This is a genomic window from Nocardioides bruguierae, assembly GCF_023554635.1.
In the GTDB taxonomy this organism is placed as follows: Bacteria; Actinomycetota; Actinomycetes; order Propionibacteriales; family Nocardioidaceae; genus Nocardioides; species Nocardioides bruguierae.
This window is the reverse complement of the sequence record NZ_JAMJPH010000024.1, coordinates 175,940-202,301: the sequence shown is the minus strand read 5'-3', so window position 1 is coordinate 202,301 and position 26,362 is coordinate 175,940. Positions and strand designations below refer to the sequence as shown.

Sequence of the window (26,362 nt, the reverse complement as noted above, 5' to 3'; positions counted from 1 at the left end):
CGACTCCGCAACCGCGGCATCGACTCACTTCCCAGCGTTCGCACGCAGAAGACGGCAGACTGACACCACGCACCGGTGGCCCCATTTTCGACCGCCGGAACGGCTCCACTTTCGAGCGTCGTCGACAGCTCAACACCCAACGCTGGGACACCCGCGAGGACCTCCGCCTCGCGATCGTCACCTGGATCGAGACCAAGTACAACCGACGACGACGCCAACGTGCCCTCGGCAAGCTCACCCCGATCGAGTTTGAGATGATCTACACCACCGCAGAAGCGGCCTGACTACCGCAAGCACCGAGTATCAACCAGACCGGGGGCAGACCCGGGGACCGCTGGAGCTCCGCTCGCAGCGGCTCCCAGATGTTGTCGGAGCCGATGACCTTAGCGACGACAGTGTCGTACACCGGTCGGAGTCGGGGCCGCTTGCGGGCGTACAGCTTGCTCGCGATGGTCGCGCCGACCCCGGGCAGGCCCATCAGAGCCGTCCAAAGCAACCAACCCGGCCAATCAGCTGCCCATGGCTCCGTCTCGGTGGCGAGGTCGCGGTCGGGGCCAACCGCGATGAGTCGGGCGGCGAAGTGGTCGGCCCGGGTGTCGAGCAGCTCGACGGCAGCAAGCGGTGGGACCTCCACGGACAGGAACGAGACCGCGACTAGGTCATCGGCAGTGAACCGGTTGACGTCATCCGCTCGGGTGCCCGTGCTGTCCCAGGTGTCGAACCGAGCTCCTGTGAACGGCTTGTGTTCTCGGTGCAGTCCGAGCCCGTAGTAGCAGGCGAGCACACTCGCAGCCTGGTCGTGGCTGGCGGCGGCGAGCAGCTTGGCGTCTTCATGTGTTCGAGCTCTCCCATCACAGGCGTGCGGTGCCCTGCCGGTTGGTCCCAGGTACATGTTCAGCACGGACCCATTGCCGCGATGAACTGGCGGTGTCGCGTGGTGCAGCAGGCCTAGACGTCGACGTACGTCTCGGCGTGGTCGGCGGCACCGAGGTTGTTGATGAGGCGTAGCCGCGGTGTCCGGTCGGGCGCGAACGTTTCCTTTGCGATGGCGTCGGCGAGCTTGGTTCGCATCGCCTCGATGCTGCTTGCCTGCCAGGACGCCTCGGTCGAGGCCAGCACCACCTCGTCGGCCTGGAGGACGGCCGCCCAATGGAGTCGCTTGTTCGCGGCAGCCGTACGTTCAGCCGTCGAGTTGCCGATGTAGTCGCAGGTCTTCACCTCGGCGGTGAGCAAGTGACCGTCGGCGTAGGCAACGAGATCGACCTCGGCGATGGAAGTCCGAGTGCCCCGGAGGAGGAGGTTCATCTCCGCACAGTCGGCGTAGTTCCTGGCCTTCCTGGACAGGTGGTGGGCGAGTTGGGCCGGTGCGTGGCCATTGTCTCGCAGGAAGTCGCGCGCCACCTGGTGAAGATCGTAGTACCACTGCGGCTCGCCCGCTGGCGCACGCCAGACATCCAGCGTCAGGTCGTTCAGAGACCCGCACCGGGGGCAGCGGTTGACCTGAGCAACGTCGTCGACGGGCACGAAGCTGGGTGCCTCGCACATGCGACAACCAAGGATGAGCCCGCGGCGGATGATCCCGCGGGTGAGGTACGTGTCGAGCCGCTCTCGTGCCTCACGATCATGTTCGTCAAGCGTCTGCTGGCTCTTGCCGGCGGTAGCCGCGGCCGGGCAGAGGACGTCACGGACTGCGGGGAAGGTCAGGAAACCTCCGAGGCCGGTGAGGAGCACCCCGTCCCCATCCGGATACGCCTCTCTGCTGCTCTTGCCGGCCGGCGAGAAGGCGCGTGCGAGCTCAGTGAAGGCGCCGGCAAAGTCCGCCGTCATCAGCCTCCGGCTGCCCCACATCCGCTCGAGAAGCCGGGCGCGGCGGCCCGCGTCGGACCAGCCAACGTCGTATCCGACCTGGGCGGCGATGACACGGCACCACTCCTGCAAGGACAGCATGCGCAGACGGGGTCGTGCCAGTCGTTGCTCCGCGTTCGCGCCGGCTGCGACGAAGTCCCATCTGCGGCTTTCGTAGCTGACGCCGCGGTTGCCGGACCGGATCCACGTCTCGTACTTGGAGTCCTGGCTCGCAGCCAACTGCTCGCCGTCGAGGCCGCGCCCCAACGGCATGGCCGTGCCGTCGAGGCGGAGATCGACGTGCCACGCGACGTCGGATCCGACCAGTGCGGAATCTGATGAGCGCAGAGCCGGCGGGGTGGCGGTGAGGGCGACGGCCTTCTCGTCGCGAAGGACGGGAACGGTCAGGCGGGTCGAGTACTCGTCCGTCACGGCGAGGTTGAGCATCCCGCGGTCGGGAAACGGAGCCGGCAACTCGGCCCTCAGCGTGTCGGACCTGCGGCTGGCGCGCGGCGAAGCCGCACCCGGCTCGTTGTCCCGAGCGTTGCGCGCCATGATCTCGACGACCTCGTCTAGCGCCTGCGCACCCTCGGATGCCGAGGTCACAACAGCGTGGCCGAGCTGGCGCACCCGGTAGCCGAGCAGCGACAGTCGCGTCCGCGCCTTGCGGCCCACCATCCCGTCAGCCGTGGGCGACCAGGCGGAGTGGATCCAGAACGTGTTCGCGTACAACCTCTGGTAGATCAGCGCGAGGGCGAAGTCATCAGCGGTGTCGCCCACGACGACCGTGATGCGTCGGCGTGCGGAGGCATCGCCGACGGGCACCAGGGCTTGAGTCGTGCGGTCCCAGGCAGCCGGAAGGGTGCTGGCGTCGACCGCGAGCGTCAATCCATCGTGATGGTGGGCGAACCGCGCCGGCGGCTGCGGATCCACGACCCGTGAGCCGCGATCGAGGTAAGAGTAGAACCAGGCGGTGATCTCAGCCGCGTCCTTGAGGCTAGATGTCGCGGAACCGGTCGAGACCTCGAGTCCTGCCGCTGGGCTGTCCTCCATGGCGCCCTCAGCATCCACGTTGGTCAGACCAAGCGCGTCCGCTGTCTCGAGCACAGGCAGGTCAGGCTCGGCTACGGCGCCGATGAGCGCGGCGGTCCACGCACCCCACGGTCCCGCAAGGTCGGATGGCGTCGCCAGACACATGCCGTCGTCGACGCGGAAGACCGACGTCGCTGTGAGGTGCCCGCTGTCGTCGAGGTGGGTGTGGGACTCGTCAGGCTGGGACCAGGCTCGATCCCAGCGCACAAGCGTCTTGGGGTCCGGTGTCAACGGCTCGGGTTCGTGACGTCGTCGGTACACCTGACAGGCGACCGCCACCCTCCGTCTGGCTTCGGCTGTGAGCGGGTCGTCCGCGGGCGCCAGTTCGGCTGAGTCGTTGGCGTCGAACGTCTCGAGGGTGATCTTCTGGCCGTGCTGGTCGACGAACATGTCCCGCGCCTTCGGGTATGCCGTAAGGAGTTCCACCCAGCTCACCTGATGACCCACCACGTAGTCGGGGTCGTAGCTCGCCACCGCGCGCAACAGGGTCTCGGAGACGACACCGGCTTGGTGTGGCACGAGCACGAATCCCGCCCCGCCCCACAGCCGGTTCGCCCGCCACAGCGCCTTACGTGCGAAGAAGTCCCAGTGCGGCGTGTCGGCCGGGAAGACGATGGCGACCCTAGGGGCTCGAAGGCTGTAGTACGCGTCGGCGTAGTCCTGTTGTGGGCGTTCATCGGTGGGCTCGGGCACTCGGCGAGCCTAGAGGTTGCACCGAGATGCGGCCGGGAGGTCGAAACCGAGCGAGGCCGCCCCCGAGATCTTGTCGGCCCAGTGGAACAGGCTGACCGCGGCACTAGCGCCACGTCCAGTTCACGATGGCAAGCAGGTCGTTGCACCGTCGCACGAGTGAGACGCCAGCGTCTGGCGGGAACACTCTGCTGCGCGCTCCAGGAACGACTCCCGACCTCACGACTCCACGGTCCCCCGGCACGCGAGTGGGGTCAGACCGTCCGGTCCGCCACTCTCCGCGACTAGGTGACCTGCGGACCCCGCTCGGAGTGTCCGCAAATCCTTAGGGCCGTCCCGGAGTCGGTCGAGGCGAGCAAACGTTCAGGGCAGTGGGAACAGCCCCGGGTGATCGTCGAGGCCTAGCAGGGGCAGCAACCGTGCGGCCCTGTCGGCGCGCAGCGTTCCAGCCGCCAGCAGCCCGCGCTGGACCCCCAGCCACTGGCCGAGACGGTAATCGCCCTCGAGCCAGGCGCTTGGGGCGTGGCAGTGTCCGGTGCGTGCCTTGAACTGCTGCAACGCCGAGAAGCCGGCGTCCCAGGCGACGTCTCGCATGTCCCAGGCCCAGCCGGGCAAGGCCGCGAGCCTCCCTGCTCGTTCCTCGGCGAGCGCGCCCCTACGTCGGCCCTGCCGCTGGACGATGACCCAGCGTCCAAGCCGAAGGCGATCTTCCAGGTGAGGCTCGGGGACGCGTGCGTGTCCTTCGCGTTCGGTGTACCGGACCAGGGCGGCGAAGTGCTCTTCCCAGCGGGCCGCCAGCACGTCCCACGTCCAGCCCGGCAGCGCCTGCAGCCGGACCATCCGGTCTGCTGGCACCCTGCCGGCCTTGTAGTCCTGTCGATGCCGGATCACCCAGGACGCCAATGGTAGGCCCGCCTCGACGTGGTCGGTGGGAACCCGGGCGTGGCCCTCACGCGCCACGAAGCACTGCAGAGCTGCGAGGTGCCGATCCCAGGAGTCGGCGTGCGGGTCCCAGGTCCAACCCGGCAGCGCCTCGAGGCGATCGCGCCGCGTCGCCTCGAGGGTGCCGCGGGTGTGCCGGTTGCGCTGCTCCCCCACCCAGGCACCGAGGGGGAAGCTGTCGCGGACCTCGTCGCGGCGCACGGCGGCCGACCCGTGCTCGCCGACGTGCGCGGTCAGTGCCGCGACCCCCCGTTCCCAGGCGTCCTCCTGTGGCGACCACGACCACCCAGGCACCGCCTCGAGCCGCGCGACGCGGTCCGGCGCGAGCTCGTCGCGGTGGTACCTGGCCCGCTGCTGCTTCGACCAGGCATCGACGTTGATGCCGTCCTCGCGATGGTGACGCGGCGTGTAGCAACGCCCCTCCCGTGCCACGTACGCCTCGAACGCTACCGCGGCGCGTTCCCAGAAGACGTCCTTGACGGCGTCGTACGACCAGCCCGGCAGCGCCTCCAGGCGCGCCCGCTGCTCCTCGGTGATGGTGCGCCGGCCACCGCCGCTTCGCCGATGGGAGCGCACCCACACTCCTAACGGGTAGCCGTCGTCCTCGCGGTAGTGGGTCGGTACCCGGATGTGGCCCTCCCGGGCCTGGTAGGCCAACAGCCGCGTGTAGCCGACCTCCCAGGACTCCTCCACCGCATCCCACGTCCACCCCGGCAGCCCCTCAAGCATTTGCTCCCGCGTTGGCGTCATGCGTCCGCGCTGCCGCTGCGTGCGCTTACCGCTCACCCACTGACCGAGCGCGAAGCCGTCTTCGACGTGCTCGAACGGCACGTTGGCATGGCCTTCGCGCTCGATGTAGGCCAGCAGGACGGCCAGGCCGTCCTGCCATCGCTCGTGCCGGGTGAACGACACCGGCCCGGGTGCTCGCACCACCTTGCCGGGCCGCTCAGCCCGGACGTGCTCGAGCGCCTCCTCCTGGCGGCGCGGCTCGAGCTCCGCGAGGTACTCGACGGCGCCAGGCAGGTCGAGCCAGCCCAGACGCAGCAACTGCGTCAGGACCGCGTCCGTGGCCTGCTTGATGGTGGGGTCCTGCGGCACGCGCGCATCGTTCGGTGTGATGGGCCGCAGAGGCGCCTCGCGCAGACGCAGCACCCGGTAGCCCGCGTCGATGAGCAGCTGTGTCTTGCCGGCGTCGCGCTCATGCTGGACGTCGCCGTCGTGGCGGTAGCGGCCGTCGACCTCGATGACGACTGAATGCTGACGCAGCAGCAGGTCGACGTGCCGGACGACTCCGGCAACCACGACCTTGTCGTCGGCCAAGTCCAGCTCCGGGATGAGCGTCCGCAGCTCGAACGCCAGACCAACCTCGAGGATTGACCGCAGACTCTTGCGGCACATCGGGCAGGCCCGGCCACGAGTGCGGTTGGCGCCGGTGGCCTGCCACTCGTGGTCGGGGTTCTCCAGGCACCGCCACCACAGCTTCTTGCCCGTACCGGCGACCACGGCTGCCGGCGCGAGGTCCCCGTTGGCGGTCGGGTGCCACTCGGCGACGAGCTGCGGATGGTTGCTGAGCCGGTTGGTGACCGATGCTCGCTGGCCGGCGCAGAACGGGCAGCCCGTGTTGCCTCGGGCGATGCTGATCTTGCCGATGTGCAGCGGCGCTGCCTGCCACTCGTGATCGGGACCCGCCGGACACTGCCACCACACCGGGTCGGGTGAACCGCCGAGCACGCCGTCGGGCCGCAGCTCACCGTTGCGGGTGGGGTGCCACAGTGCGACACCGCCAGGGTGTCGGGCGGCGAAGCTGTTGGTCACCGACAGCTTGCGGCCGGCGCAGCACGGACAGCCGGTGAAACCTTTCTCCAGGGACTTCGAGATCGAGGACGGCCCGGCCTGCCATCGGTGGTCATCAGCCTCCTGACAACGCCAGAACCGTCGGCGGCTCGACCCGGCGCCAAGCGTGGCCGGGTCGACCCCAGAGTTCGCCTCCTCGTCCCACAGCGCCAACATGCGCGGGTTGTCAGCGACCACCCGCTCAAGTCGTCGTCTTGCCATGCTCGTCATCTCGCCACCCCCCCGGTCCATCAACGAGTTGCACCGTAGCGACCCCCGCCGACACCGAGCCCGAGCGGATGACCGCCTAATCACGTCCTCACCCCGACACCGACGCCAAACCGACGAGCCGGTCGGCGCCGTGTGATCGAATGCGACGCCACTCACAAACACCAGTCCTGGGCCGCAGCCCAGGTGAACCGAAGGAACAGCCAGCATGCAGATCCGGCGGATCGACATCGAGAACTTTCGCGGCGTGCGCGAGCTCTCCTGGAGGCTGCCGGCCGACCAGACCTTCTACGTGCTCATCGGCCCGGGAGACGCAACCAAGTCGACGATCCTGACCGCGCTCGAACGCGCCCTCAGCGACCGCTGGAACATCACTTTCACCGACACCGACTTCTACGACGCGAACATCGACACCCCGATCCGGATCCGCGTCGCGGTCACCGACCTGCCGCCCGACCTTCTCGCCATCGACGAGCTCGGACTGCACCTGGCCGGCATCGACAAGGACGGGGACTGGTCCCACGACGCGGCGGATGGTCACGACAAGTGCGTCATCGTCGAACTGCTCGTCGACGCCGACCTCGAGCCCCAGTGGACGCTGTACCGGCCCGATGCCGACGAGGGCGAGGAACAGCACACGTTGAAGACCCGGCACCGGGCCAGGTTCGGCGCATTCCGGGTCGACGAGCGTGTCGACGCGCACCTGCGCTGGTCACGGATGTCGGCACTCGGGAAGCTCACCGAGAAGAAGAGCGACACGAAGAGGACCCTCACCGAAGCAAGCCGAGCCGCTAGCAAGGCCGCGTCGAAGGCGGTCCCGGAGGACCTCCAGGAGCTCGCCGACGACATCGCCGTCGCCGTGCGGGCCATCGGAAGCGCCGAGTTCGACGACCTCAAGCCGGGACTCGACCTGTCGCTGAACAACGCGCAGGGCAACCTCGCCCTGTTCGACGGACCGGTTCCGCTCACGAACTTTGGGCTCGGTACCCGCCGGCTCGCGGGCGCGGCGACGCAGCAGCTCGCGCACGAGGACTCCACCATCCTGCTCGTCGACGAGGTTGAATACGGCCTCGAGCCGCACCGGCTCGTACACCTGCTCCGCCACCTGCAGAAGAAGGACGCGTTCGCCCAGGTGTTCGTCACCACCCACTCCCCAACCGCACTGCAGCACCTGCACCCGAACGACCTGATGATGGTCCGCTCGACCGGCGGGAAGACCGAGGTTCGGTCGCTCGGGGCCCCGGACACCCTCAAGCCGGTCATCAAGGCCAGCCCCGAAGCGTTCCTCGCACGCAGGGTCGTGCTGTGCGAGGGCAAAACCGAGTACGGCTTGCTCCTCGCTCTCCTCAACCAGTGGAACGACGAACGGGAGCGGAACGGCGCTCTTCCCGCCGCCGCCCTCGGTGTCGTCGGCGTTGAGGGAAACGGCGGGACCGGCACTGTCGCGTGGACCCGCGAGCTTCTTGCGGTCGGGTACGACGTGGTCGCGGTGCTCGACAGCGACGACGCCAGCACGAACGCGCTGGTACCCGCTGTGGTCGTGGCAGGTGGAAAGGTGGTCCAGTGGCCCGGTGACGTGTGCACCGAGCAGGCGCTGTGCGACCAGCTGGAGATCGACGGTCTCACCGCATTCGTGGCGGCAGCCGTCGCGGCCGCCGAGGATCCCGAGACTGCCGCGAGCTCTTACGCGAGTCAGTTGCAGTCCAAAGGGGCCCCAACGACCGGGGAGCCGCTAGAGGTCAAGTCGTGGCTCGACGTTGGCCTGAGCCTGACCGAGGCCCGGGGCGTCGTCGGGATGACGGCGAAGAAGTCCGGATGGTTCAAGAATGTCGACCGGGGCAAGGTTCTGGCCGAGTTCGTGCTCGGGCGACACGAGCTCCAGACCGGACCGGTCGCGACCGCCGTCGCCTCACTTCGGGAGCAGGTCTACCTGCGACACGAGACCGGCGTGGCGCACGAAGCCGAGACGGAAGCCAGGACCGCTACTGATCCCGCCGACGAGAGTTGAAAGTGAACGCCAAACTTCCTGACCTGGACCCGGCGTCAGCCGCGGCAGCCGCAGCGTTCGCGGCCGCGCTGCCGGCGTCGGTGACCCTTCCGGCCGGCGCCGGCAAGACACATCTGCTCGCGGCGACCGCCCGGCGCATCATCGACGAGGGCGGCACGGTCCTGGTCCTTACCCACACGAACGCCGGCGTGCACGCCATTCAGAGGCGCTTGCAGAAGTTCGGTGTCACCTCCAACGTCCGGGTCTCCACCCTGACGAGCTTCGCGTTTCTCCTCGCCCGCGCCTACCCGGTCCTCGGGCAGATGCGCGTGCCCGAGGTACCGAACTGGTCGGACTCGCCGGCGTACGTCACCGCGGCGCGCCGCATCGCAACCTCGAACCACATGCGAGAGGTACTCGTCGCGTCATTCACGCACATGCTTGTCGACGAGTACCAAGACTGCAGCGAAGACCAGCACGAGCTGGTGTGCGCTCTAGCCGAGGCCATCCCCGCGACTGGTGTCCTCGGCGACCCGATGCAGGCCATCTTCGGGTTCAAGGACACCAACCTGGTCACGTGGGACGCTGTCACGAATCGGTTCCCAGACCACCTCACCGACGTGAACCCGTGGCGGTGGGTCGGGCACAACGAGGCGCTCGGAGCGTGGCTTCTCGACCTGCGAACCCAGCTCGTCGCCGGTCGACAGCTCTCGTTCCATCAGCTCGACCCGGCGCTGCGCGTCAGCTACCGCAGTTCGGTCGGGAGCTACCAGGCCGTCCCCCAGGTCGTCCTGAACGGGCGGTGGCCCGCCGACGAGTCAGTCGTCGTGCTCACCGCGTTCAAGACCACCATCCGCTCGGTCGGCGGGAAGCTGAACGGCCGGTTCACGATCATGGAGGAGATCTCCGGGGACTTCATGATCAGAGCCCTCACCGAGCTCGCTGACCTCGACCTCGACGGGTATTCGGGCTGGCTGTACAAGCTGGTCAAGGACTGCACGTGCGGTCATGCGGGCCTGAACGATCCCGTGAAGAAGGGCCTCGCCAGGGGGCGGACCGTCGGGCACTTGTCCCGGCCAGGGCTCGAGCAGGCGCTTGCCGGCTTCGACGCTGCCGTGACTGAACCGTCATTCGGGACGCTCGTCGAGGCGATGGACACCGTCATGAAGTCACCCGCGCTGCGCCTTCACTCGCACGAGGCGTGGTTCGACATCCAAGCCGCGCTGGTCGGTGCCGTCGCCGCCGGGAACGACCCTTCAGCCCTCACCCAGGAGCTCGCACGGGCGCGGGACCGGATCCGGCACCAAGGGCGACGAGACCGGGGTCGTGTCGTGTCCCGCACGCTGCTGGTCAAGGGCCTGGAGTACGACCACGTCGTCATCGACAACATCGAGCGGACGACGGATGTGAACAACCTGTACGTGGCCCTCACGCGGGCCCGGAAATCCATCACCGTCATCGGCGACACCCACACCATCACGGTCACCGCGACCTGACCCGGTATGCGCGCTGGTCCGACTGCCCTTGGCTGAGGCGGCCGCGTGCAAGGCTTTGGGCGCGGACGTACTGGTAGACGCTGTGGTACGGGTGGTCGACCACCTCGGTGATGCCCTGCGGGTGACCTGTGACCTGAGTTGCTCGCGCACCTTCGTCACGTCCAAGAGCCGGCTCTGCGGCGCTCCGCCTCACCTGCGCCAGCCGAGCGATGACGCATGGCCTCTCGGTGTTCAAGGCCCCGGCGGCCGCTCCGGCCGTGCCAGCGTGACGGCTCCCAAGATTCCCCCGAGTTTCCCCCGAAACGGCTCCTCGGAGTTGTCGGTCAGATCGGTACCCCAAACAGCATTCGCGGGCATAATGTGGCTCTGACCTGCGAAGACGCTGCTGATCAAGCATTCACAAGGAACGGTTTTCGGTGCTACTACGACATCTGAGCGAAGCGAAGAGTGTCGTAGCGTTCAACGCAGCGACACCTGAGCCGACCGCCCAGGCTTGTCTCCCGAAGGCCCCCACCGCACCGCGGTGGGGGCCTCCGGCCGTTCGGGGGAACGACCGGTGCCCTGCCGCAGCCGTCAGTTCGTGGTCCTGCGTCTGACGGAGGTTGACTGCGCAGGTGCCTGACACTCACCTCGGCCCCGCCGCCACGAAGCAGAGCCGGACCGGCCGACTGCCGGGGTTGCTGGTGCTCGCCGCCGCGCAGTTCGTGGCCCTGACGACCGAGCTCCTGCCGGTGGGCCTCCTGCCCGACATCAGCGCCCGCTTCGACGTCTCCCCCGCGACCACCGGGCTCCTGGTCAGCGTCTACGCGCTCATGGTGGCTGCCTTCGCCGTCCCGCTGACCCTTCTGACCCGCCGGATCGGTGCCCGCACCCTGCTGCTGGGGACGCTGGCCGGCTACGTGGTGAGCAGCGTCCTCGTCGCCACCGCCCCGAGCTTCGCGATGGTCGCCGTCGGTCGCGCCGTGGGCGGCTTCGTGCACGCCCTGTTCTTCTCGGTCTGCATCGGGCTCGCCGCCCGCCTGGCTGCACCGGGACGGACCGGCGCCGCGCTCGCTCTCGTCTCGGCGGGCGCGTCGGCCGGGTTCGTGCTCGGCGTCCCCCTGGGCACGGCGCTCGGCCACGCCGTCGGCTGGCGGGTCACGTTCTCGGTGGTCGCCGTCCTGGCAGCCCTCCTGCTGGCACTGGCTGCCGTCGTCCTGCCGAGGGTCGAGCCGGACGCGCCGGCGGGCAGGCCCCGGGTCCTCGGTCGACGCCTGACGTCGGTGATCACGCTGAACCTGCTCTTCTTCGTGGGGCAGTACGTCCTCTACACGTACGTGAGCACGCTGCTGCTCGGCGCCGGAACCCCGGCCGCCGTCCTCGGTGCCGTCCTGCTGGTGTTCGGTGCCGCAGGGCTGGTCGGCCTGGCGATCGCGAGCCGGTTCATCGACGCCCACCTGCGGGCCACCCTGCTGGCCTGCGTCGGCGTGATCGCCACCGCGATGCTGCTCATCGGGGCGTCGTACCCGGCGCTCGTCCTCGTGCTCGTCCTCGGCCTGGCGTGGACCACCGCATTCGGGCCCGTGCCGACCCTGTTCCAGGCTGCGGCGGTGCGCACCCGCGACGTCAGCCCCGAGATGGCCGGCGCCTGGATCAACGCCACGTCCAACGGCGGGATCGCCCTGGGGGCCGCGCTGGGCGGTCTCGTCCTGGACACCAGTGACCTGCGGTGGGTGGCGGTCGTCGCAACCCTCGTCGTCGGGGTGAACGCGGCCGTGCTGGCGCTGCGACCCCAGGCGTTGCCGGTCGGCTGACGGGTCGCACGGGCCGGCGTCGGGCAGAACGCCGCACCGCCGGGGGGCGCCGGCGGCAACGCGCCTAGGCTGGGCAGCCCACCCCCGACGAGACGAGGTCATCGTGCCCGCCACCCGCTCCGCCCGGCAGAGGAAGGCCAGCGCCGAGGCCGGGCCGCTGGCCGTCGTCCGCATCGACGTGGAGCCGGACGACTCCTTCGCCTACAAGATCTCCTGCACGCAGTGCGAGGTCCCGCGCCCCGGCACCGGCACCCGTGCCTGGAGCACCCGGCGCAAGGGCGAGGACAACGGCTACATGGCGGCCATGGACCGCTGGATCTTCCACCTCAGCGGGCAGCACCCCGACGCCGAGGCGCCGTGCCTGGCCTACCTCGACCAGGCGCAGGCACGCGTGCAGGAGCGGCGCGAGGCCCGCGGCTGATCCCACGTCACACGAGCACCGCAGCGACCGAGGGTCGCTGCGGACCCGCGGGACGGGCGTCCTACGCTGCGGGACGTGAGCCTGGAGACGAACGCGGCACTGCTGGTCATCGACGTCCAGGAGGGGTTCAAGGACCCGTCCTGGGGCGAGCGCGACAACCCGGACGCCGAGGCCAACATCGGACGGCTGGTGCAGGCATGGCAGGCCTCCGACCGACCCGTGATCGTGGTCCGTCACGACTCCACCGACGCCGGGTCCACCCTGCGTCCGGGCCAGCCCGGCAACGACCTGGTGCCCGAGGTCGCGGCCATCGAGCCGGCCCTGTTCATCACCAAGGCGGTCAACTCGTGCTTCTACGGCACGCCGTCGCTGGAGGACTGGCTGCGTGAGCACGACGTGAGCCAGCTGGTGATCGTCGGCGGCACCACCAACCACTGCGTGGAGACCACCTCCCGGATGGCCGGCAACCTGGGCTTCGACACCACGCTCGCGCTCGACGCCACCTGGACCTACGACCTCGAGGGCCCCGGCGGGCTGCGCCTGAGCGCGCAGCAGCTCTCCGACGCCACCGCCGTCAACCTGCAGGGCGGGGAGTTCGCCCGCGTCCGCAGCACCGACGAGGTGCTCGCCGACCTCTGAGGTCAGCGCGTGGGGGCCGGCGGGACGGCGACGTCCGACCCGCCCTCGACCGTGAGCCGGTCCCCCATCCGCACCCGCATGGGGCACGGCGCGAACCGGCCGGCGGCCACGGCCTCGCCCTGACGGAACGACGGCGCCCGGGCGATCATCTCCGGCGGCGCGAACCCGAACAGGGTGGCGACGTCGGCGACGTCGGCCGGTGAGTTCATCCGCATCAGCATCAGGTTGTCGCACTGCGAGACGACCTGCTGGTGCACCTTCGAGGGCCGCTGCGTGGAGAGCAGGAGCCAGAGCCCGTACTTGCGGCCCTCGGCGGCGATCTGGATCAGCCGCTCCACGAGCCGCTCCTGCACCTCGCCGTGGGGTTCCGCGGGGCACACGTTGTGCGCCTCGTCGATGACGATCAGCATCGGCCGCCGCTCGTGCCGCGCGGCCCACAGGCGCTCCACCAGGTCCAGGCAGACGGCGGAGGCCTCGCGCGGGTCGGCCAGGCCGGCCAGGTCCACGACCGTGGCCCGCGCCCCGCCGAGGGCGACCTCGGCCGCCGAGGCCTGGTCCAGCGCCCACACCTCCCAGTCGGTGAGCCCGAGGTTCTGCACCCGCTGGCCCAGCGCCCGCTCGTCGTCGTGGCCGGCCAGCAGCGAGGTCACGTACGCGTCGACGCCGGCGGGCACCGGGCGGTCCCTGCCGAAGGAGGTGACGAAGAGGTTGTACTCGGCTCGGTCGCGCAACGGGTCCAGCCGCAGCACCGCGGCCTGCGCCGCGCGCGGCATCGTCGCGAACCGCATCCGCAGCGGCTCCTCGGGCGGGTTGCTGCCCAGCACCCGCACCTCGGTCCCCTCGATGATGGCGGCCCCGGTGGGCTCCGCGTCCGGGCGCGTCGTCCCCAGGTGCACGAAGTCCGCGTTCGGGTCGAGGATCACCATCGGCAGCCCCGTGCCGATCAGCAGCTGCTCGAGCAGCACGCCGAGCGCGTAGGTCTTGCCCGAGCCGCTCTGGCCGCACAGGAACGTGTGCCGGTTGAACCCCGACGAGCGCAGGGACGCGGCGGTGTCGGCGTCGCCGCAGTCCCACCGCCCGATCGGCAGGTCGGCGCGGGTCGTGGCCTGCAGGACCCCCACCTCGTCGCTGGAGGCGGGGCGCACCGCCACGTCCTCGAAGGGGGCCACGTCGGGTGCCAGCCGCGGCTCCCCCGGCGACCCGGCGGCGGGCAACGCCCCCAGCACCACGGCCGTGCTCGCGGTGACGGCCTGGAGCAGGACCGGGAGCGGGGCCTCGGCCACCAGCAGGTCCCCCGGTGTCACCCGCAGACCGGCGAGGTCGGCCGCGCGGCCGTCGGCCGACGTGGTGAGGGGGGCGGTGGGCTGCGTCGACATGTGTCCTCCGGGTCGGGTGGCTCAGCCTCCCGACCGGCTCGGACGCGCCGCCTCGCCCGCAGCGGGTGATCGCCGTGCCCCGCCGACCACCAGGGCCAGGAGGGCACCGAGCCAGAGGGCGGTCAGAGCCGGCAAGGACCAGTCCCCCAGCTGGTCAGCGCCGTCGGCGACCGGGTTCGCCCACCCCACCCGTGCGGCCAGCCAGCCGCATGCGGCCACGCCGGTGAGCGCGGCCGCGAGCAGGCGCAGGGGCTCGTAGGCACGCGAGCGCGAGAGCAGCACCAGTGGCGGCAGCACCAGCGCGACCACGACGAGCTGCATGACCTCGATGCCGATGTTGAACCCCAGCAGGGCGACGACGAGGTGCCACCCGCTCAGGTCGAGCGCACGCAGCGTCTCGGAGAAGGCCAGGCCGTGGACGAGTCCGAAGGCACCCGCGACGAGGGCCTCGCGCCCCGGGAACAGCGGCCGCACCGCGTGCACGGCCGCCACCAGGATCGAGGCGGCGATGGCGGCCTCGATCCACGTCTCGGCCACGGGCACGCCCAGCGTGCCGAGCGCGAGGGTGATCGAGTGGCCGAGGGTGAAGGCCAGGGTCGTGGCACCGATGCGCCGCCAGGCGGTGACGCCGCCGACACGGCCGGCCCACCGCCGTCCACGTGCCCTCACGCCCGCCGAGGGTGGCATCGCCAGCAGGGGCGCCGGCAGCAGGAGCGTCAGCAGGAACAGCTGATGGTCGGTGCCCTCGCGGATGTGGGAGATGCCGAGGGCGACCATGTCGAGGAAGGCCGCTGACGATGCGCCCGAGCCGGTCTCGACGTGCAGGCCCTCGACCTCGTTGGTGACGGTGTCGCGCTGGACGGTGCCGACCTCGTAGGTGCCGCTGAAGTCGGCGTCGGTGCTGTCGGAGGTGACGGTGACGATCACGGTGTGGGTGGCGACGGTGTCGACGATCGCGTCCCAGCCGAGGTCGAAGGAGTCGGTGCTCTCGCCGTCGGCGGGCGTGAGGGTGAACGTGGTCTCCAGCGCCGCGTAGACGCCGGTGGTGGTGGAGTCGCCGGTGCTGATGACGGTCAGGTCGCCCTCGCTGACGCTCCACTCGGTGCCGTCGTCGCTGGTCGGCTCGAAGTGCTCGAGCAGGTACGCCTCGATGGCGTCGGCGTTCTCGTCGACGTCGGCCTGGGTGTAGTCACCCAGGTCGAGACCGGTCGCCGCCTCGAGGTCCGAGAGGGGGATCTCGACGTCGGCGGTCACGTCGTCGTCGGTGACGGCGAGCGCGATGCTGGAGGTCGGCACGACGTGGGCGGACGCCGGCAGCGCGAACGTGCACGCCAGCACCCCGGCCGCAACCAGCGCCACCAGGGCGCCGGCCGCGGCGCGGAGGAGGCGGTGCATCAGGAGCTCGTCCCGCCGTAGTCGGTGACGCGGTCGCGCCACACCGAGTGCGGGTGGTTGCCGGAGAGCACGATGCCGCCCTGCATGGAGAACTCGATCCACACCGACGGGCCGTCGATGCGGACGTAGTCGTCGCGCTCGGTGAGCGCGGTCGTGCCGGACCAGGCGAGGTAGGTCTTGTTGATCTCGGACCGGTAGCGCTTCATGATCACCGCCGCGTCGGCGTCCGCGACGTCGTGGACGTAGGTGCCGATCGCGGCCAGCACCTTCTTCTTCTGCGCGGCGCTCAGCGTGCCAACACGCAGACCCTCGCGCGTGGTGGGGAACTGCCAGTCGTTGCCCGGGCCGAGCACCAGGTCGCTGTAGACGTCGGAGAGCTGGGCGGTCGACTGCTGAGCGGAGGTCAGGGAGGCGAGCATCGCGGTGAACGCGCGCTCCTTGCGGCGCATCACCTTCATCGTCTCCCCGTCCCAGGTGAACCGGCCGTTGGGCTCGATGCCGCGGAAGGAGGGCGTCGCTCCGACCAGCTCGCCGTCGGTGTAGGTGTTGGCCACCGCGAGGTGGTGGCCGCCGAACTGGAGCTCCCAGGTGCCCTTCGCACGAGGCTTGCCGAGGAAGGCGAGGTAGAAGTTCTCGCGACCGTAGGTGTCGCCCCCACCGTTCTCACCGAGGTAGTCGTCGGCGTCGAGGTGCATCGTGATCTCGTCCCAGCCGAGACCTGCCGACGAGCCCGTGGCCGCCTTCATGAGCGTGTTGAACTTCTTGAGCTGCGCCGAGGAGAGGTCGCCGAGGCTGATGCCGACACGACCGCCGCTGGAGCTGGTCGAGCCGCCCGGCCCGCCACCGCCGCCGATGAGGCCCTGCGGGAGGTTCGACCAGTTCTCGGCGTTGGTGAGCGAGTAGTCCTGCAGGACCGTCGCCTTCTGGTCGGCGTCGAGCGTGGCGAGGAACGCCCGCGCCAGCCTGGCGACGGTGCGGGCGTTCGCCCTCGCGGACGGCGTCGCGGCCGCCGTGGCCTCGGCGGCCGCCGAGGTGGTCGTGGACGCAGCCGACGAGGAGGTAGCCGCAGCGGCGGCCGAGGTCGTCGCACTGCTCGCGGCGCTGCTGCTCGTGGTCGTCGAGGCGGACGTGGCGGCGCAGCCGGTCACGACCAGGGCGGTGGTGGCGGACAGCCCGCCGAGCACCCAGCGACGCGAGACGGAGCGCTCGGAGAGCGTGTTCTGTGGGGTCATGCCGAGGAGGATGGAAGCGGAATCTCGTGCCCAGGCCTCCTCCACCTGTGCGACCTGTGTGTGGCTCGTGCCACTTTCGTGAGCCCCGCCACAGAGGCCTGTCAGACCCCCAGCACGCGCCCCACGACCGCGGCGGTCACCGAGTGGTAGCCGGGTCGGGCCTCGGTGAAGATCTCCCGCGCGCGGGCCAGGCCGGCGTCGGAGCCGGCCAGCGCGGTGTAGACGCGCCGCACGTAGAGCGCACGCCCGTGCCGGGTGAGGAACGAGTGCAGCGCCTCGTCCACCTGCGGGGCGGAGAACACCAGGCCGGACTGCGAGGCCAGCTCGAGCCACGCGGTGGCGATCTCGATGTTGCCACTGGCCGAGAGCCCGAAGGCGGCGTCGACGGCGAGCAGCACCTCGTGGGGAGTGTCGACGGGGATCTCGCGCACCAGGTGCACCCACTGGTGGCTGACCCATCCGTCGGTCTCCAGGTCGGACGCGGCGGCGCCGGCGAGCAGCCGCGCGACCTGGGCGTCCACGACCGCGAAGGCGTCGGAGGCGAACGCGGGAGCGTTCGCGGGCGCACCCGGGCCGTGCACCCACGCCTCGAGCTGGACGTCCTCGTCGCTCAGGCCGGCGGGTGCGAGGAGCTCGGCGCGCAGGTGCTCGAGGAAGGTGGGGGTGTCCATCGAGGTGAACGCGAAGCGGTCGAAGTAGTCGCGCAGGAACGCGTCGAACCGCTCGCGGCCCACCGTCTCCTCCAGCAGCCGCAGGAACAGCGAGCCCTTCTCGTAGGGGACCTTGGCGGGGCCGTCGTCGGGGTCGCGGCCGGCCATGTCGAGCTCGAGCCAGGTGTCGCGCGGCTGCTCGTCGCGCACGGCGCGGTCGAGGTCGTTGCGGCCCAGGCGCCACAGCATCGAGGTGTAGTCGGCGCCGAACACCTCCTCGTCGATGCGGCGCTCGAAGTAGGTGGTGAACCCCTCGTTGAGCCAGATGTCGTTCCAGGTGGAGTTGGTGACGAGGTTGCCCGACCAGGAGTGCGCCAGCTCGTGCGCGATCAGGCTGACCAGCGACCGGTCGCCGGCCAGCACGGTCGGCGTCGCGAAGGTCAGGCGCGGGTTCTCCATGCCGCCGTACGGGAAGCTCGGCGGCAGCACCAGGATGTCGTAGCGGCCCCACCGGTAGGGGCCGTAGAGCCGCTCGGCGGCGTCGATCATGGTCTCGGTGTCGGCGAACTCCCAGGCGGTCGCCTCCACGACACTCGGCTCGGCGTAGACGCCGGCGCGCTCGCCGATCGGCCGGAACTCGATGTCGCCCACCGCGAGCGCGATCAGGTACGACGGGATCGGCTCGGGCATCGCGAAGCGGTACGTGCCGTCGTCCGTGGTGCTCGTGGGGTTCTCCGCGCTCATCAGCGCCAGCAGGCCCGCCGGCGCGTGGACGACGGCCTCGTAGGTGGTCCGCACGGCCGGGCTGTCCTGGCACGGGATCCACGACCGGGCCAGGATCGGCTGGTTCTGGGAGAAGAGGAACGGCTTGCCCGAGGCCGTCTGCTCCGGCGAGAGCCACTGGAGCGCCTGGGCCTCCGGGCTCGTCGCGTAGCTGACCACGACGCGGTCGGCCGCGCCGACCTCGACCGTGAGCGGGCTGCCCAGCACCGGGTCCGGCTCGCCCAGGCTGAACGCCAGCGCCGCCCCGTCCCCGTCGGTGACGGAGGTGACCTCGAGGCGCCAGGTGTCGAGCACCAGCGTCGTGGCCGCGGCGTCGCGGTGCGCGAGGTCGAGCGCGGCGCTGCCGGTGAGGCGCTGGGCGTCGAGGTCGACGGTCAGGTCGAGCGCGAGGTGCGTGACCACGACCTCGTCGGGTCGGCCGTAGGAGTGCGGGTCGGGGTGCGTCTGGGGAGCCACCCCGTCAACCTATCCGTGGGTGCTGGGGCGTCCACACTAGGCTGACGACGGCACCGTCCGCCGCACGTCCGCCGCACCGAAGGAGCACCGATGCCCAACGTCTCGGAGGAGTGGTTCCGCCGCACCGTCGAGGAGAGCTGGCGGGCGCAGCAGGAGGAGATCGGCAGCTTCAACCTGGCGATCTTCGGCAAGACCGGCGTCGGCAAGAGCACGCTGGTCAACGCGATCTTCGGCGAGACGATCGCGGAGACGGGGATCGGCGAGCCGGTCACCCGTGGCCACCACCTCTACAAGCACGCGTCGGGCTCGCTGGGCGTCTTCGACACCGAGGGCCTGGAGATCGGCAAGGACGACGAGACGATCCTGGACGAGCTCGCGGGCCTGGTCACCGACCTGAAGAAGCGGCCGGTGCACGAGCAGATCCACGTCGCCTGGTACTGCGTCGGGGCGCGCAGCGGCCGGTTCGAGGCGGTGGAGGAGCACTTCGTGCGGCGCCTGCGCGAGCTCGGCCTGCCGGTGCTCGTGGTGCTGACGCAGGTGCCCTCGCGCGACGGCGTGCCGCACGGGCGGGCCGTGGAGCTCGCCGAGCACATCGCCTCGCTGGGGCTGCCGATCGCGGCGCCTCGTCCGTTCCTCACCATGGCGGAGCCGGACTCCTTCGACGGCCCCGCGCACGGGCTGGAGGCCCTGCTCGATGCCACCTTTCGCGTGGCTCCCGCGGCGGTCCACGAAGCCCTGATCCAGGCCCAGCGCATCGACCTGGCGCGCAAGCGCAAGAGCTGTCAGGCGCCCATCGCCGCCGCGGTGTCCGCTGCGGCCGCGGCCGGTGCCAGCCCGATCCCGTTCTCGGACGCGGCGCTGCTGATCCCGATCCAGCTCGGGATGCTCTCCAAGATCGCGCTGACCTACAACATCCCGTTCCAGCGGGCCACCGGCATGGCGTTCGCGATGACCGCAGCCGGCACGGGTGCCGGCCGCTCGGTCGTCACCAATCTGGTCAAGCTCGTGCCGGGCGGCGGCACCGTGGTGGGCGGCACGATCAGCGCCGGCGTCGCCTCGACCATCACCTACGCCATGGGGCACGCCTGGGTCGAGATCTGCGACCGGATCGCCCGGGGCGACCTCAGCCCCGCGATCCTGCTGGACTCCAGCGCCCTGCGGAACCTGTTCACCACCGAGTTCAAGACCCAGGCGCGCAAGCGGATCACCGGCAAGGGCTGAGCACCGCCGCGAGAGCCTGGTCATGGGCCAGGAGCTCGGACGCGTCGCGCCCGCTGTCCCCGGGCAGCCGTCGCTACGCTCCTGACGGACCACTACTCGGGAGGTGCCGTGGCCGTCGTCAGGACCGTGCTGTTCTACCCCTACTCCGGCTGGCGCGACCGACCGTGGCACGAGTCGCCGGCCGTCGACCTGCTCGCCCGGAGCGGGAGGCGCGTCAGCGAGGTCTACAGCCGGGAGGTCACTGCCCTCGGGCTGCAAGGACCCTCCTCCGAGGCCCGCGTCTTCCTGTCCCCGGCTGCCGCGGACTCCGACGAGGGCGTCGTGCAGGTCACCGTCCACCAGGACTTCGGCGGAACCTTCGAGGCCGTGCACGCGGAGATCCCACCGGGCGTGGCCGACCTCCACGACGCGCAGCGCGCGGCCCTCGCGTTCCGCATCCTGCGCGCAGCCGTCGAGACATTGGCGCCCGAGCGCGGCTGGTCGGCCGAGGCCCTGGGCCGGGCCGCCACGGCAGCGCAGGAGGCCGCACCGGCATGGGTCTTCGCCTGGCAGAGCCCTTGGAAGTCCGCCCCGAGCCGACGCTGGGAGGCACGCGGCGCGTTCCACCTCGTCGACCCCGATGCCTTCGGCCAGGCCTGGATCGAGGCGCGACCTCGTGGGGAGGAGGACGCGGACCCGGTCCGCTCCGACGTCGCCCCCTCGTTCGTCAGCCACGAAGGCTTCAAGCGCAGCGCCCGCACGCTGAGCTGGGACGGGCCCGTCGCCACCATGACGTCGTTCGGCCACATGGGGCTGACGGAGCCGACCGAGGTGCGGCTCGACCCGACGAGCCCCGGGCCGAGGGCCGCTGCGCCCAACCCGGTCACGGTGGACGAGTCGGCGGTGCCTCCGGTCGTCGTCACCGTGAAGGGCAGCGTGCCCGAGGAGCCGACCATCCGCTTCACCGGCGGCGGGCCGATGAACGGTGTCGCCGGCGCCTACAGCACTCCCCTCTTCGCCTACCTCAACAGCCTCGAGGAGCAGGGCCGCAACTGGTGGGCGGGCGCCGACCGCCTGCTCCTCCAGATCGACGTGTACTTCACCGACGAGCGACCCGGCATCAGCGTCCGACGGCTCGCGCACATGATGACCGCGACCGTACGCCGAGCAGCACCCACCACCCGCGGCGTTGACGGGGAGGCGCTGGCCCGCGCGGACGTCGAGGCCCTCGTCGCCAAGGTCGCCGACCGGATGGGCCTGCCTCCGCTCTCGCTGGACCTGCCCGATGTCCAGGAGTCGCAGCGGCCTGACGGCTGGTAGTAGCCACTCGACGAGACTCCGGTCACAGCCTGCCGGTGACGCGCGCGTTGCGCCGGTCTCAGCCGACGCACGCTCGAGGAGCGCCGGCGCCAGAACAGCGTTGACCTGCGAGGACAACGGCAGCGCGCCAGATCCCACCCGCATTGCGCGGCTGCCGCGACCGGCCTCGGTCCACCGCGGTCGAGGACGCGAGACGCAGCCTCGCGGCCGCGTCCTGGCCCGGACTAGGTTCGCCCGGCAACCCCCTGAGAAGAACTGAACGAGAGAAGGCTCCCCCGTGCAGGTCCCGCAGATCATGCTCCCCGGCGACGTCGCCATGCCCCAGCTCGGCTACGGCGTCTGGCAGATCGCCGACGACGAGGCCGAGACCGCGGTGGCGACCGCGATCGAGACCGGGTACCGCCACATCGACACCGCCTCGGCCTACGGCAACGAGAAGGGCGTGGGCCTGGGCCTGAAGAAGTCCGGCCTGCCGCGCGAGGACCTGTTCGTCGTCACCAAGCTGTGGAACGACGCCCAGGGCTACGAGTCCACGCTCGCCGCGTTCGAGGAGAGCCGCACCAAGCTGGCGACCGAGTACGTCGACCTGTACCTGATCCACTGGCCGATCCCGTCCAAGGCCCTCTTCGTCGACACCTGGAAGGCCTGCGAGAAGCTGCTGGCCGACGGCGTCGTCCGGGCGATCGGCGTCTCGAACTTCCAGCCCGCGCACCTGGAGACCCTCGCCCAGGAGACCGGCACCGTGCCGGCCGTCAACCAGGTCGAGAGCCACCCGATGTTCCGCGACACCGAGATCGACGCCTACGGCGCCGAGCACGGCATCGTCACGGAGGCGTGGAGCCCGCTGGGCCAGGGCGGCGTGCTCACCGACCCGACCCTCACCGCGATCGCGGCCGAGCACGGCCGCTCGGTCGCCCAGGTCGTGCTGCGCTGGCACCTGGACTCCGGCCGCGTCGCCATCCCGAAGTCCGTCACGCCCTCGCGGATCGCCGAGAACATCGACCTCGACTTCGTGCTGACCAGCGAGCAGCTCGCCGCGATCGACGGGATGAACACCGGCGAGCGCATCGGCCCCGACCCGCTGTTCTTCGGCTCGGACGCCTGAGTCACCCCGCGCAGGTGCCGGCGCCCGCGAGGGCGAGTCCCACGAGGTCGCCGGCGCCGAACGCGGTCTGCCCGTCGTTCTCGGCGCTCATGAGCTGGTCCGGGTCGTCGACGTGGCCGAGGCCCAGCACGTGGCCCAGCTCGTGCATGACCACCGCCTGCTGCTGCGCGGTCTCCCCGCGCCGGCTGGCGGCGACGAACCAGTCCTGACGCAGGGCGACGGCACCGGAGACGTAGTGCGGCAGGGCTGCGCCGTCCATCGTCATCACAAGGCTGCCTCCAACTCCCACCGCGTCGGCCCTGTCGGAGTCGAGCCGCTTCTCGAAGGAGATGAGGACCGAGCCCTGCTCCTGACTCTGCGTGTCCCAGGTGCGCTCACTCGTGCCCGCGTAGGTGAGTCGCAAGCCCGAGGCGTCCTGCACCTCGGCGAGCGCCGGGAGCACGAAGCGCAGGTAGTCGGCCGGTCCACCCTCGGGGTTGACCTCCACCAGGAGCGGCTCGCACGGGTCGTAGGTGACCGGGTCGCCGGCATCCGTCTCCTGCAGGAACCGGTAGGACTGGGACGTCACCCCCGGCTCGACCACCGGGAGCAGCCGGTCGGAGCCGCCGAGCCCGAGGGACCGGGTCAGCGGCGCGGCGGGACCGGCGTCGAACGTCAGGCCCGCCACCGCGACGACGCCGACCACGACGATCGCGGCCACCACGGCGAGTCCCGTCCCCCACTGCCTGCGCGGCTTGCGCGTCGGCGGGCTCCACGGGCGGAAGCGGGTGTCGACCGGGGCGCTGACGCCCCGTCTGACTCCGGTCCAGCGGGTCCCGTCGTGGTGGCGCTCGCCGTCGCCGCTCGGGTCCGGGTACCACCCCCGAGAGAGGGGCATCTGTCACACTCCTTCGACTGCCACGCAACTCTTGACGTGACGGCCGGAGGCTACCTGTGCGCCGTCGCCCTGCGAGGCGGAACTCGATGATCGTGGAGTCCTGCACGTACCCGGTACGTCCAGGACTCCACGATCACCGGTGGCCGCGGAACCCCTACGATGGCCAGCGCCATGCCGCCGTCCGACCTCGAGCCCCTCGCGGGCAGCGCCGACACCGAGACCTCCGCCCAGGCCGCGCTCTCGCGCACCAGCGAGAAGAAGCTGCTCCTGGTCGTTGACGCGCCCTCGCTGCTGCACCGCAACCACCACGCGCGGGCGTACACGCAGATGGTGGACCGGGCCAGCCGCCCGGTGTGGGCGCTGCACGGCATGCTGCGCCAGATCATCGAGTCGATCGACACCTTCGCGCCCGACGCGGTCGTCTTCGGCCTCGACGACAGGACGGCGTCCGCGCGCCGCGACTTCTACCCCGACTACAAGGCGGGGCGGGCCGAGAAGGCCCCGGAGCTCGTCGACCAGCTCGAGCGGGCGAAGTCGCTGCTCGACGCGCTGGGTCTGGCGACCGTCGTGCCGGCAGGCCTGGAGGCCGACGACGTCAACGCCTCGGGCGCGGCGTGGGCCGGTCGGCACGGCTGGGAGTGCGTCATCATCACCTCCGACCGCGACGCCTTCGCCCACATCAGCGACCACACCAAGGTGCTGCGGCTGATCGACGGCGGCATCCACGCCTCTCCCCTGCTCTCCCCGCGGGCGCTGCGGTCGATGTACGGCGTGGACGCCTCGAACTATCTCGCCTTCGCCGCGCTGCGGGGCGACGCCAGCGACAACCTGCCCGGCGTCACGGGCATCGGTGAGAAGGCCGCAGCGGCGCTGCTCGAGGTCGCCGGCTCGATGGACGAGGTGTGGGCCGACGTCGAGCACGACGAGGGCCGCACGCTCGCCGCCGCGCTCGACTCCTGGTCCCTCGAGCAGGGTGGACGACGGCTGGGCGCCCGCCTGGTCAAGGTGCTGAGCGCCGAGGGGGCACGGGATCGCTACGACTTCAACGTGCGGATCATGACCGGCCGCGAGGACCTCGACCTCGGCCTCACTCCTGATGTGCCTGGCTCCCCCGGCCTGCTGCCGCTCGACATCGCCCGGGTCGGCCGCGTCGTCGGCTTCCTGGGCAACGACTCCACCACCGACCTGGCTCTGCGGGTGCTCACCGGCGACCCCGCGTCCCTCGTGCGCAGCCGCGGCTGACCTGGCCTCGATAGTCCCGGTGGTCAGGCGCCGAGCAGACCCAGCAGGTTGCCGCCCATCACGGCGGCCAGGTCGTCGGGGGCCAGCCCGGCCAGCGCGCCCGGCGAGGCAGCCGTGTCGAGGTCGGTGTGGTCGGCCACCGGGCTGAAGTCCGAGCCCCACACCAGGTGCCGCGGCCCGAACGCCTCCAGCAGGACGTCGACGAACGGCCGCGCCTGCGGGTGCGCGGTCGAGCCGGCGTCCAGGGCCGTGGAGGTCTGGTAGAAGCCGGACGCCTTCACGTACGCGTTCGCCTCCCCGCCCAGCGCCAGCAGACCGGCGAGCCGCGCCCGCGCCTGGTCGTGGGTCGGGACCGACGCGTACGAGCCGGGCTCGCCGAGGTGCGCACAAAGGAACGTGCAGCCGGGCCGGGCGCGGACGACGGCGGCCAGACCGGGGTGCGCCGGCGGCGCACCGTTGATCGACACGATCGCCGCGGCGTCCTCCAGGGCCTGCCAGATCTCGTCGGGCCAGGAGGCCAGCCAGGCGGCGTCCTGCTCGGTGCGGCAGAGCACCGAGACGCCGCGGTGGCCCTCGTCGAGCAGCCGGCGCGCCTCGTCCGCCGTGGGGGTGCCGACCACGTGGGCGAGGGTGGTCATCCACGGACGGTCGAGCGCGAGGCCGCGGAGGTAGCCGTTGTTGGCCGGGTCGATGCCCTCCTCGACGTAGCCGACGACCAGGGCCGCCTCGACGCCGTGCTCGGCCCGGAACGCCTCGTACCGTGCGAGGTCGCTGCCGCCGGCCGAGCCCTGCTCGGGGTGGTACCCGCGTTGGAACAGGTGCATGTGGGCATCGGCCCGGCGCACCCCGGCCGGGAAGGACATCAGCTGGTCCGGGGCTTGAGCGGGCGCGGGGTGCCGGAGGAGGCGGTGGTGCCGCCGTCGACGGGCAGGATCACGCCGGTGACGTAGGCGGCGTCCGGGCTGGCCAGCCACAGGGCGGCCTTGGCAATGTCCTCGGGGACGGCAGGACGGTCCAGCGCGATGCGGTCGTGCAGCTTGGCGGAGAACTCGGGGTCGTCGAGCCGCTCCTGGGTCTGGGCCGTGGCGGTGAAGGCCGGGGCGATCGCGTTGACGCGGATGCCGTCGTGGCCGTGGTCGAGCGCCATCGCCTGGACGAACGCGTTCACCGCGCCCTTGGTCGCGTTGTAGCCGACCTGGTTCCAGTCGCCACCGACGCCGGCGACCGACGAGATCGCCAGGAACGTGCCCTTGCTCTCCCGCAGGGCGGCCACGCTGTGCCGGGCCAGCCGCACCATGCCGTCGACGTTCAGCTCGCGCATCGCGGCCCAGACCTGCTCGGTCATGGTCTCCACGGTGCCGGGGCTGGAGACGCCCGCGTTGGCCACGACGACGTCGAGCGTGCCCCAGCGCTCGAGCACGTCGGCGACGGCGGCCTGGATGTCGGCCTCGCCGGCCATGTCACCGGTCAGCACGCCGACCCGCTCGGCCGGGAACCCGGCGACGGTCTCCTCCAGCGGCTCGGCGCGACGACCGGTGACCAGCACGGAGGCGCCCTGCTCCAGGAACGCCCGGGCGATGGCTCGGCCGATGCCGGAGCCCCCGCCCGTCACCAGCACCGTCGTGCCCTCGTAGGGGTAGCTCGCCCAGGCGGTCATGTGCGGTTCCTCCGTGCTCGGCGCGGGCTCGCGGCCCATGCGGTTCGGGTGCCGCAGGCATGTCGCCTGCGTCACACGCAGCCTAGCGCTAGCACGTGCTATT

The 26,362-nt window shown here is 70.9% G+C and carries 19 protein-coding genes and 1 pseudogene; 10 read left to right on the top strand and 10 right to left on the bottom strand.

From position 1 onward, the window contains the following. Window positions 1-284: pseudogene (locus M8316_RS13775) on the top strand (IS3 family transposase); the annotation flags it as partial. Here the strand turns inward: M8316_RS13775 and M8316_RS13770 are convergent. From M8316_RS13770 to M8316_RS13760, 3 genes are all read right to left on the bottom strand, one after another. Beyond that, window positions 260-892 carry a DUF6308 family protein gene (locus M8316_RS13770; RefSeq protein WP_250055437.1) on the bottom strand — a complete coding sequence of 211 codons (633 nt, stop codon included), beginning with the start codon at window positions 890-892 and terminating at the stop codon, window positions 260-262. The pseudogene M8316_RS13775 and the gene M8316_RS13770 overlap by 25 nt on opposite strands. A gap of 56 nt (window positions 893-948) precedes the next feature. Further along, window positions 949-3,630 (bottom strand): hypothetical protein, encoded by a 2,682-nt coding sequence (locus tag M8316_RS13765; RefSeq protein WP_250055418.1) that lies wholly within the window; start codon window positions 3,628-3,630, stop codon window positions 949-951. A gap of 360 nt (window positions 3,631-3,990) precedes the next feature. Next, window positions 3,991-6,633: a Helicase associated domain protein gene (locus M8316_RS13760; protein ID WP_250055416.1), complete on the bottom strand. Its 2,643-nt coding sequence runs from the start codon at window positions 6,631-6,633 to the stop codon at window positions 3,991-3,993. 205 nt (window positions 6,634-6,838) lie between these two features. On the opposite strand from M8316_RS13760, the gene M8316_RS13755 reads away from it, so the two are divergent. The 5 genes from M8316_RS13755 to M8316_RS13735 all read left to right on the top strand — a co-directional run bounded on the left by M8316_RS13755 (window position 6,839) and on the right by M8316_RS13735 (window position 12,966). Beyond that, a complete protein-coding gene (locus M8316_RS13755) occupies window positions 6,839-8,638 on the top strand; it encodes an ATP-dependent nuclease (protein ID WP_250055414.1) in 1,800 nt (599 codons plus the stop codon). Between the two features lie 2 nt (window positions 8,639-8,640). After that, window positions 8,641-10,113: a UvrD-helicase domain-containing protein gene (locus M8316_RS13750; protein WP_250055412.1), complete on the top strand. Its 1,473-nt coding sequence runs from the start codon at window positions 8,641-8,643 to the stop codon at window positions 10,111-10,113. Between the two features lie 614 nt (window positions 10,114-10,727). After that, the gene (locus tag M8316_RS13745; RefSeq protein WP_250055410.1) at window positions 10,728-11,906 is read left to right on the top strand and encodes an MFS transporter; all 1,179 of its coding nucleotides are present in this window, start codon (window positions 10,728-10,730) and stop codon (window positions 11,904-11,906) included. A gap of 103 nt (window positions 11,907-12,009) precedes the next feature. After that, window positions 12,010-12,327 (top strand): hypothetical protein, encoded by a 318-nt coding sequence (locus tag M8316_RS13740; protein WP_250055408.1) that lies wholly within the window; start codon window positions 12,010-12,012, stop codon window positions 12,325-12,327. Between the two features lie 75 nt (window positions 12,328-12,402). Then, window positions 12,403-12,966, top strand: a complete 564-nt coding sequence (locus M8316_RS13735; protein ID WP_250055406.1) for a cysteine hydrolase family protein — start codon at window positions 12,403-12,405, stop codon at window positions 12,964-12,966. A 2-nt stretch (window positions 12,967-12,968) separates the two neighbouring features. Here the strand turns inward: M8316_RS13735 and M8316_RS13730 are convergent, their stop codons facing one another. The 4 genes from M8316_RS13730 to M8316_RS21165 all read right to left on the bottom strand — a co-directional run bounded on the left by M8316_RS13730 (window position 12,969) and on the right by M8316_RS21165 (window position 18,858). Next, on the bottom strand, window positions 12,969-14,342 hold the full coding sequence (locus M8316_RS13730; protein ID WP_250055404.1) for an ATP-binding protein: 1,374 nt from the start codon (window positions 14,340-14,342) through the stop codon (window positions 12,969-12,971). A 21-nt stretch (window positions 14,343-14,363) separates the two neighbouring features. Continuing rightward, complete coding sequence (locus M8316_RS13725) at window positions 14,364-15,737, bottom strand: HupE/UreJ family protein (RefSeq protein ID WP_250055402.1); 1,374 nt, start codon at window positions 15,735-15,737, stop codon at window positions 14,364-14,366. Next, window positions 15,737-16,969, bottom strand: coding sequence for a DUF3500 domain-containing protein (locus M8316_RS13720; RefSeq protein ID WP_250055401.1), 1,233 nt, complete (start codon window positions 16,967-16,969; stop codon window positions 15,737-15,739). The genes M8316_RS13725 and M8316_RS13720 overlap by 1 nt, the downstream gene beginning before the upstream one ends. A gap of 101 nt (window positions 16,970-17,070) precedes the next feature. After that, window positions 17,071-18,858, bottom strand: a complete 1,788-nt coding sequence (locus M8316_RS21165) for a M1 family metallopeptidase (protein WP_250055399.1) — start codon at window positions 18,856-18,858, stop codon at window positions 17,071-17,073. A 90-nt stretch (window positions 18,859-18,948) separates the two neighbouring features. Between M8316_RS21165 and M8316_RS13710 the strand changes: the two genes are divergently transcribed. From M8316_RS13710 to M8316_RS13700, 3 genes are all read left to right on the top strand, one after another. After that, entirely contained in the window at window positions 18,949-20,079 is a 1,131-nt protein-coding gene (locus M8316_RS13710; protein ID WP_250055396.1) for a GTPase family protein, read from the top strand. A gap of 108 nt (window positions 20,080-20,187) precedes the next feature. After that, on the top strand, window positions 20,188-21,378 hold the full coding sequence (locus M8316_RS13705; protein ID WP_250055395.1) for a hypothetical protein: 1,191 nt from the start codon (window positions 20,188-20,190) through the stop codon (window positions 21,376-21,378). 277 nt (window positions 21,379-21,655) lie between these two features. Next, complete coding sequence (locus M8316_RS13700) at window positions 21,656-22,483, top strand: aldo/keto reductase (RefSeq protein ID WP_308196021.1); 828 nt, start codon at window positions 21,656-21,658, stop codon at window positions 22,481-22,483. A 1-nt stretch (window position 22,484) separates the two neighbouring features. On the opposite strand, the gene M8316_RS13695 is transcribed toward M8316_RS13700, so the two are convergent. Next, window positions 22,485-23,360, bottom strand: a complete 876-nt coding sequence (locus tag M8316_RS13695; protein WP_250055394.1) for a matrixin family metalloprotease — start codon at window positions 23,358-23,360, stop codon at window positions 22,485-22,487. Window positions 23,361-23,531: 171 nt separating this feature from the next. On the opposite strand from M8316_RS13695, the gene M8316_RS13690 reads away from it, so the two are divergent. Continuing rightward, the gene (locus M8316_RS13690; RefSeq protein WP_250055392.1) at window positions 23,532-24,602 is read left to right on the top strand and encodes a 5'-3' exonuclease H3TH domain-containing protein; all 1,071 of its coding nucleotides are present in this window, start codon (window positions 23,532-23,534) and stop codon (window positions 24,600-24,602) included. Window positions 24,603-24,625: 23 nt separating this feature from the next. Here M8316_RS13690 and M8316_RS13685 read toward each other — a convergent pair whose 3' ends face one another. Both M8316_RS13685 and budC read right to left on the bottom strand, forming a co-directional pair. Continuing rightward, entirely contained in the window at window positions 24,626-25,465 is an 840-nt protein-coding gene (locus M8316_RS13685; RefSeq protein ID WP_250055390.1) for an amidohydrolase family protein, read from the bottom strand. After that, window positions 25,465-26,259 (bottom strand): meso-2,3-butanediol dehydrogenase, encoded by a 795-nt coding sequence (gene budC, locus M8316_RS13680; RefSeq protein WP_250055389.1) that lies wholly within the window; start codon window positions 26,257-26,259, stop codon window positions 25,465-25,467. Before budC ends, M8316_RS13685 begins: the two co-directional genes overlap by 1 nt. Window positions 26,260-26,362: the final 103 nt, after the last annotated feature.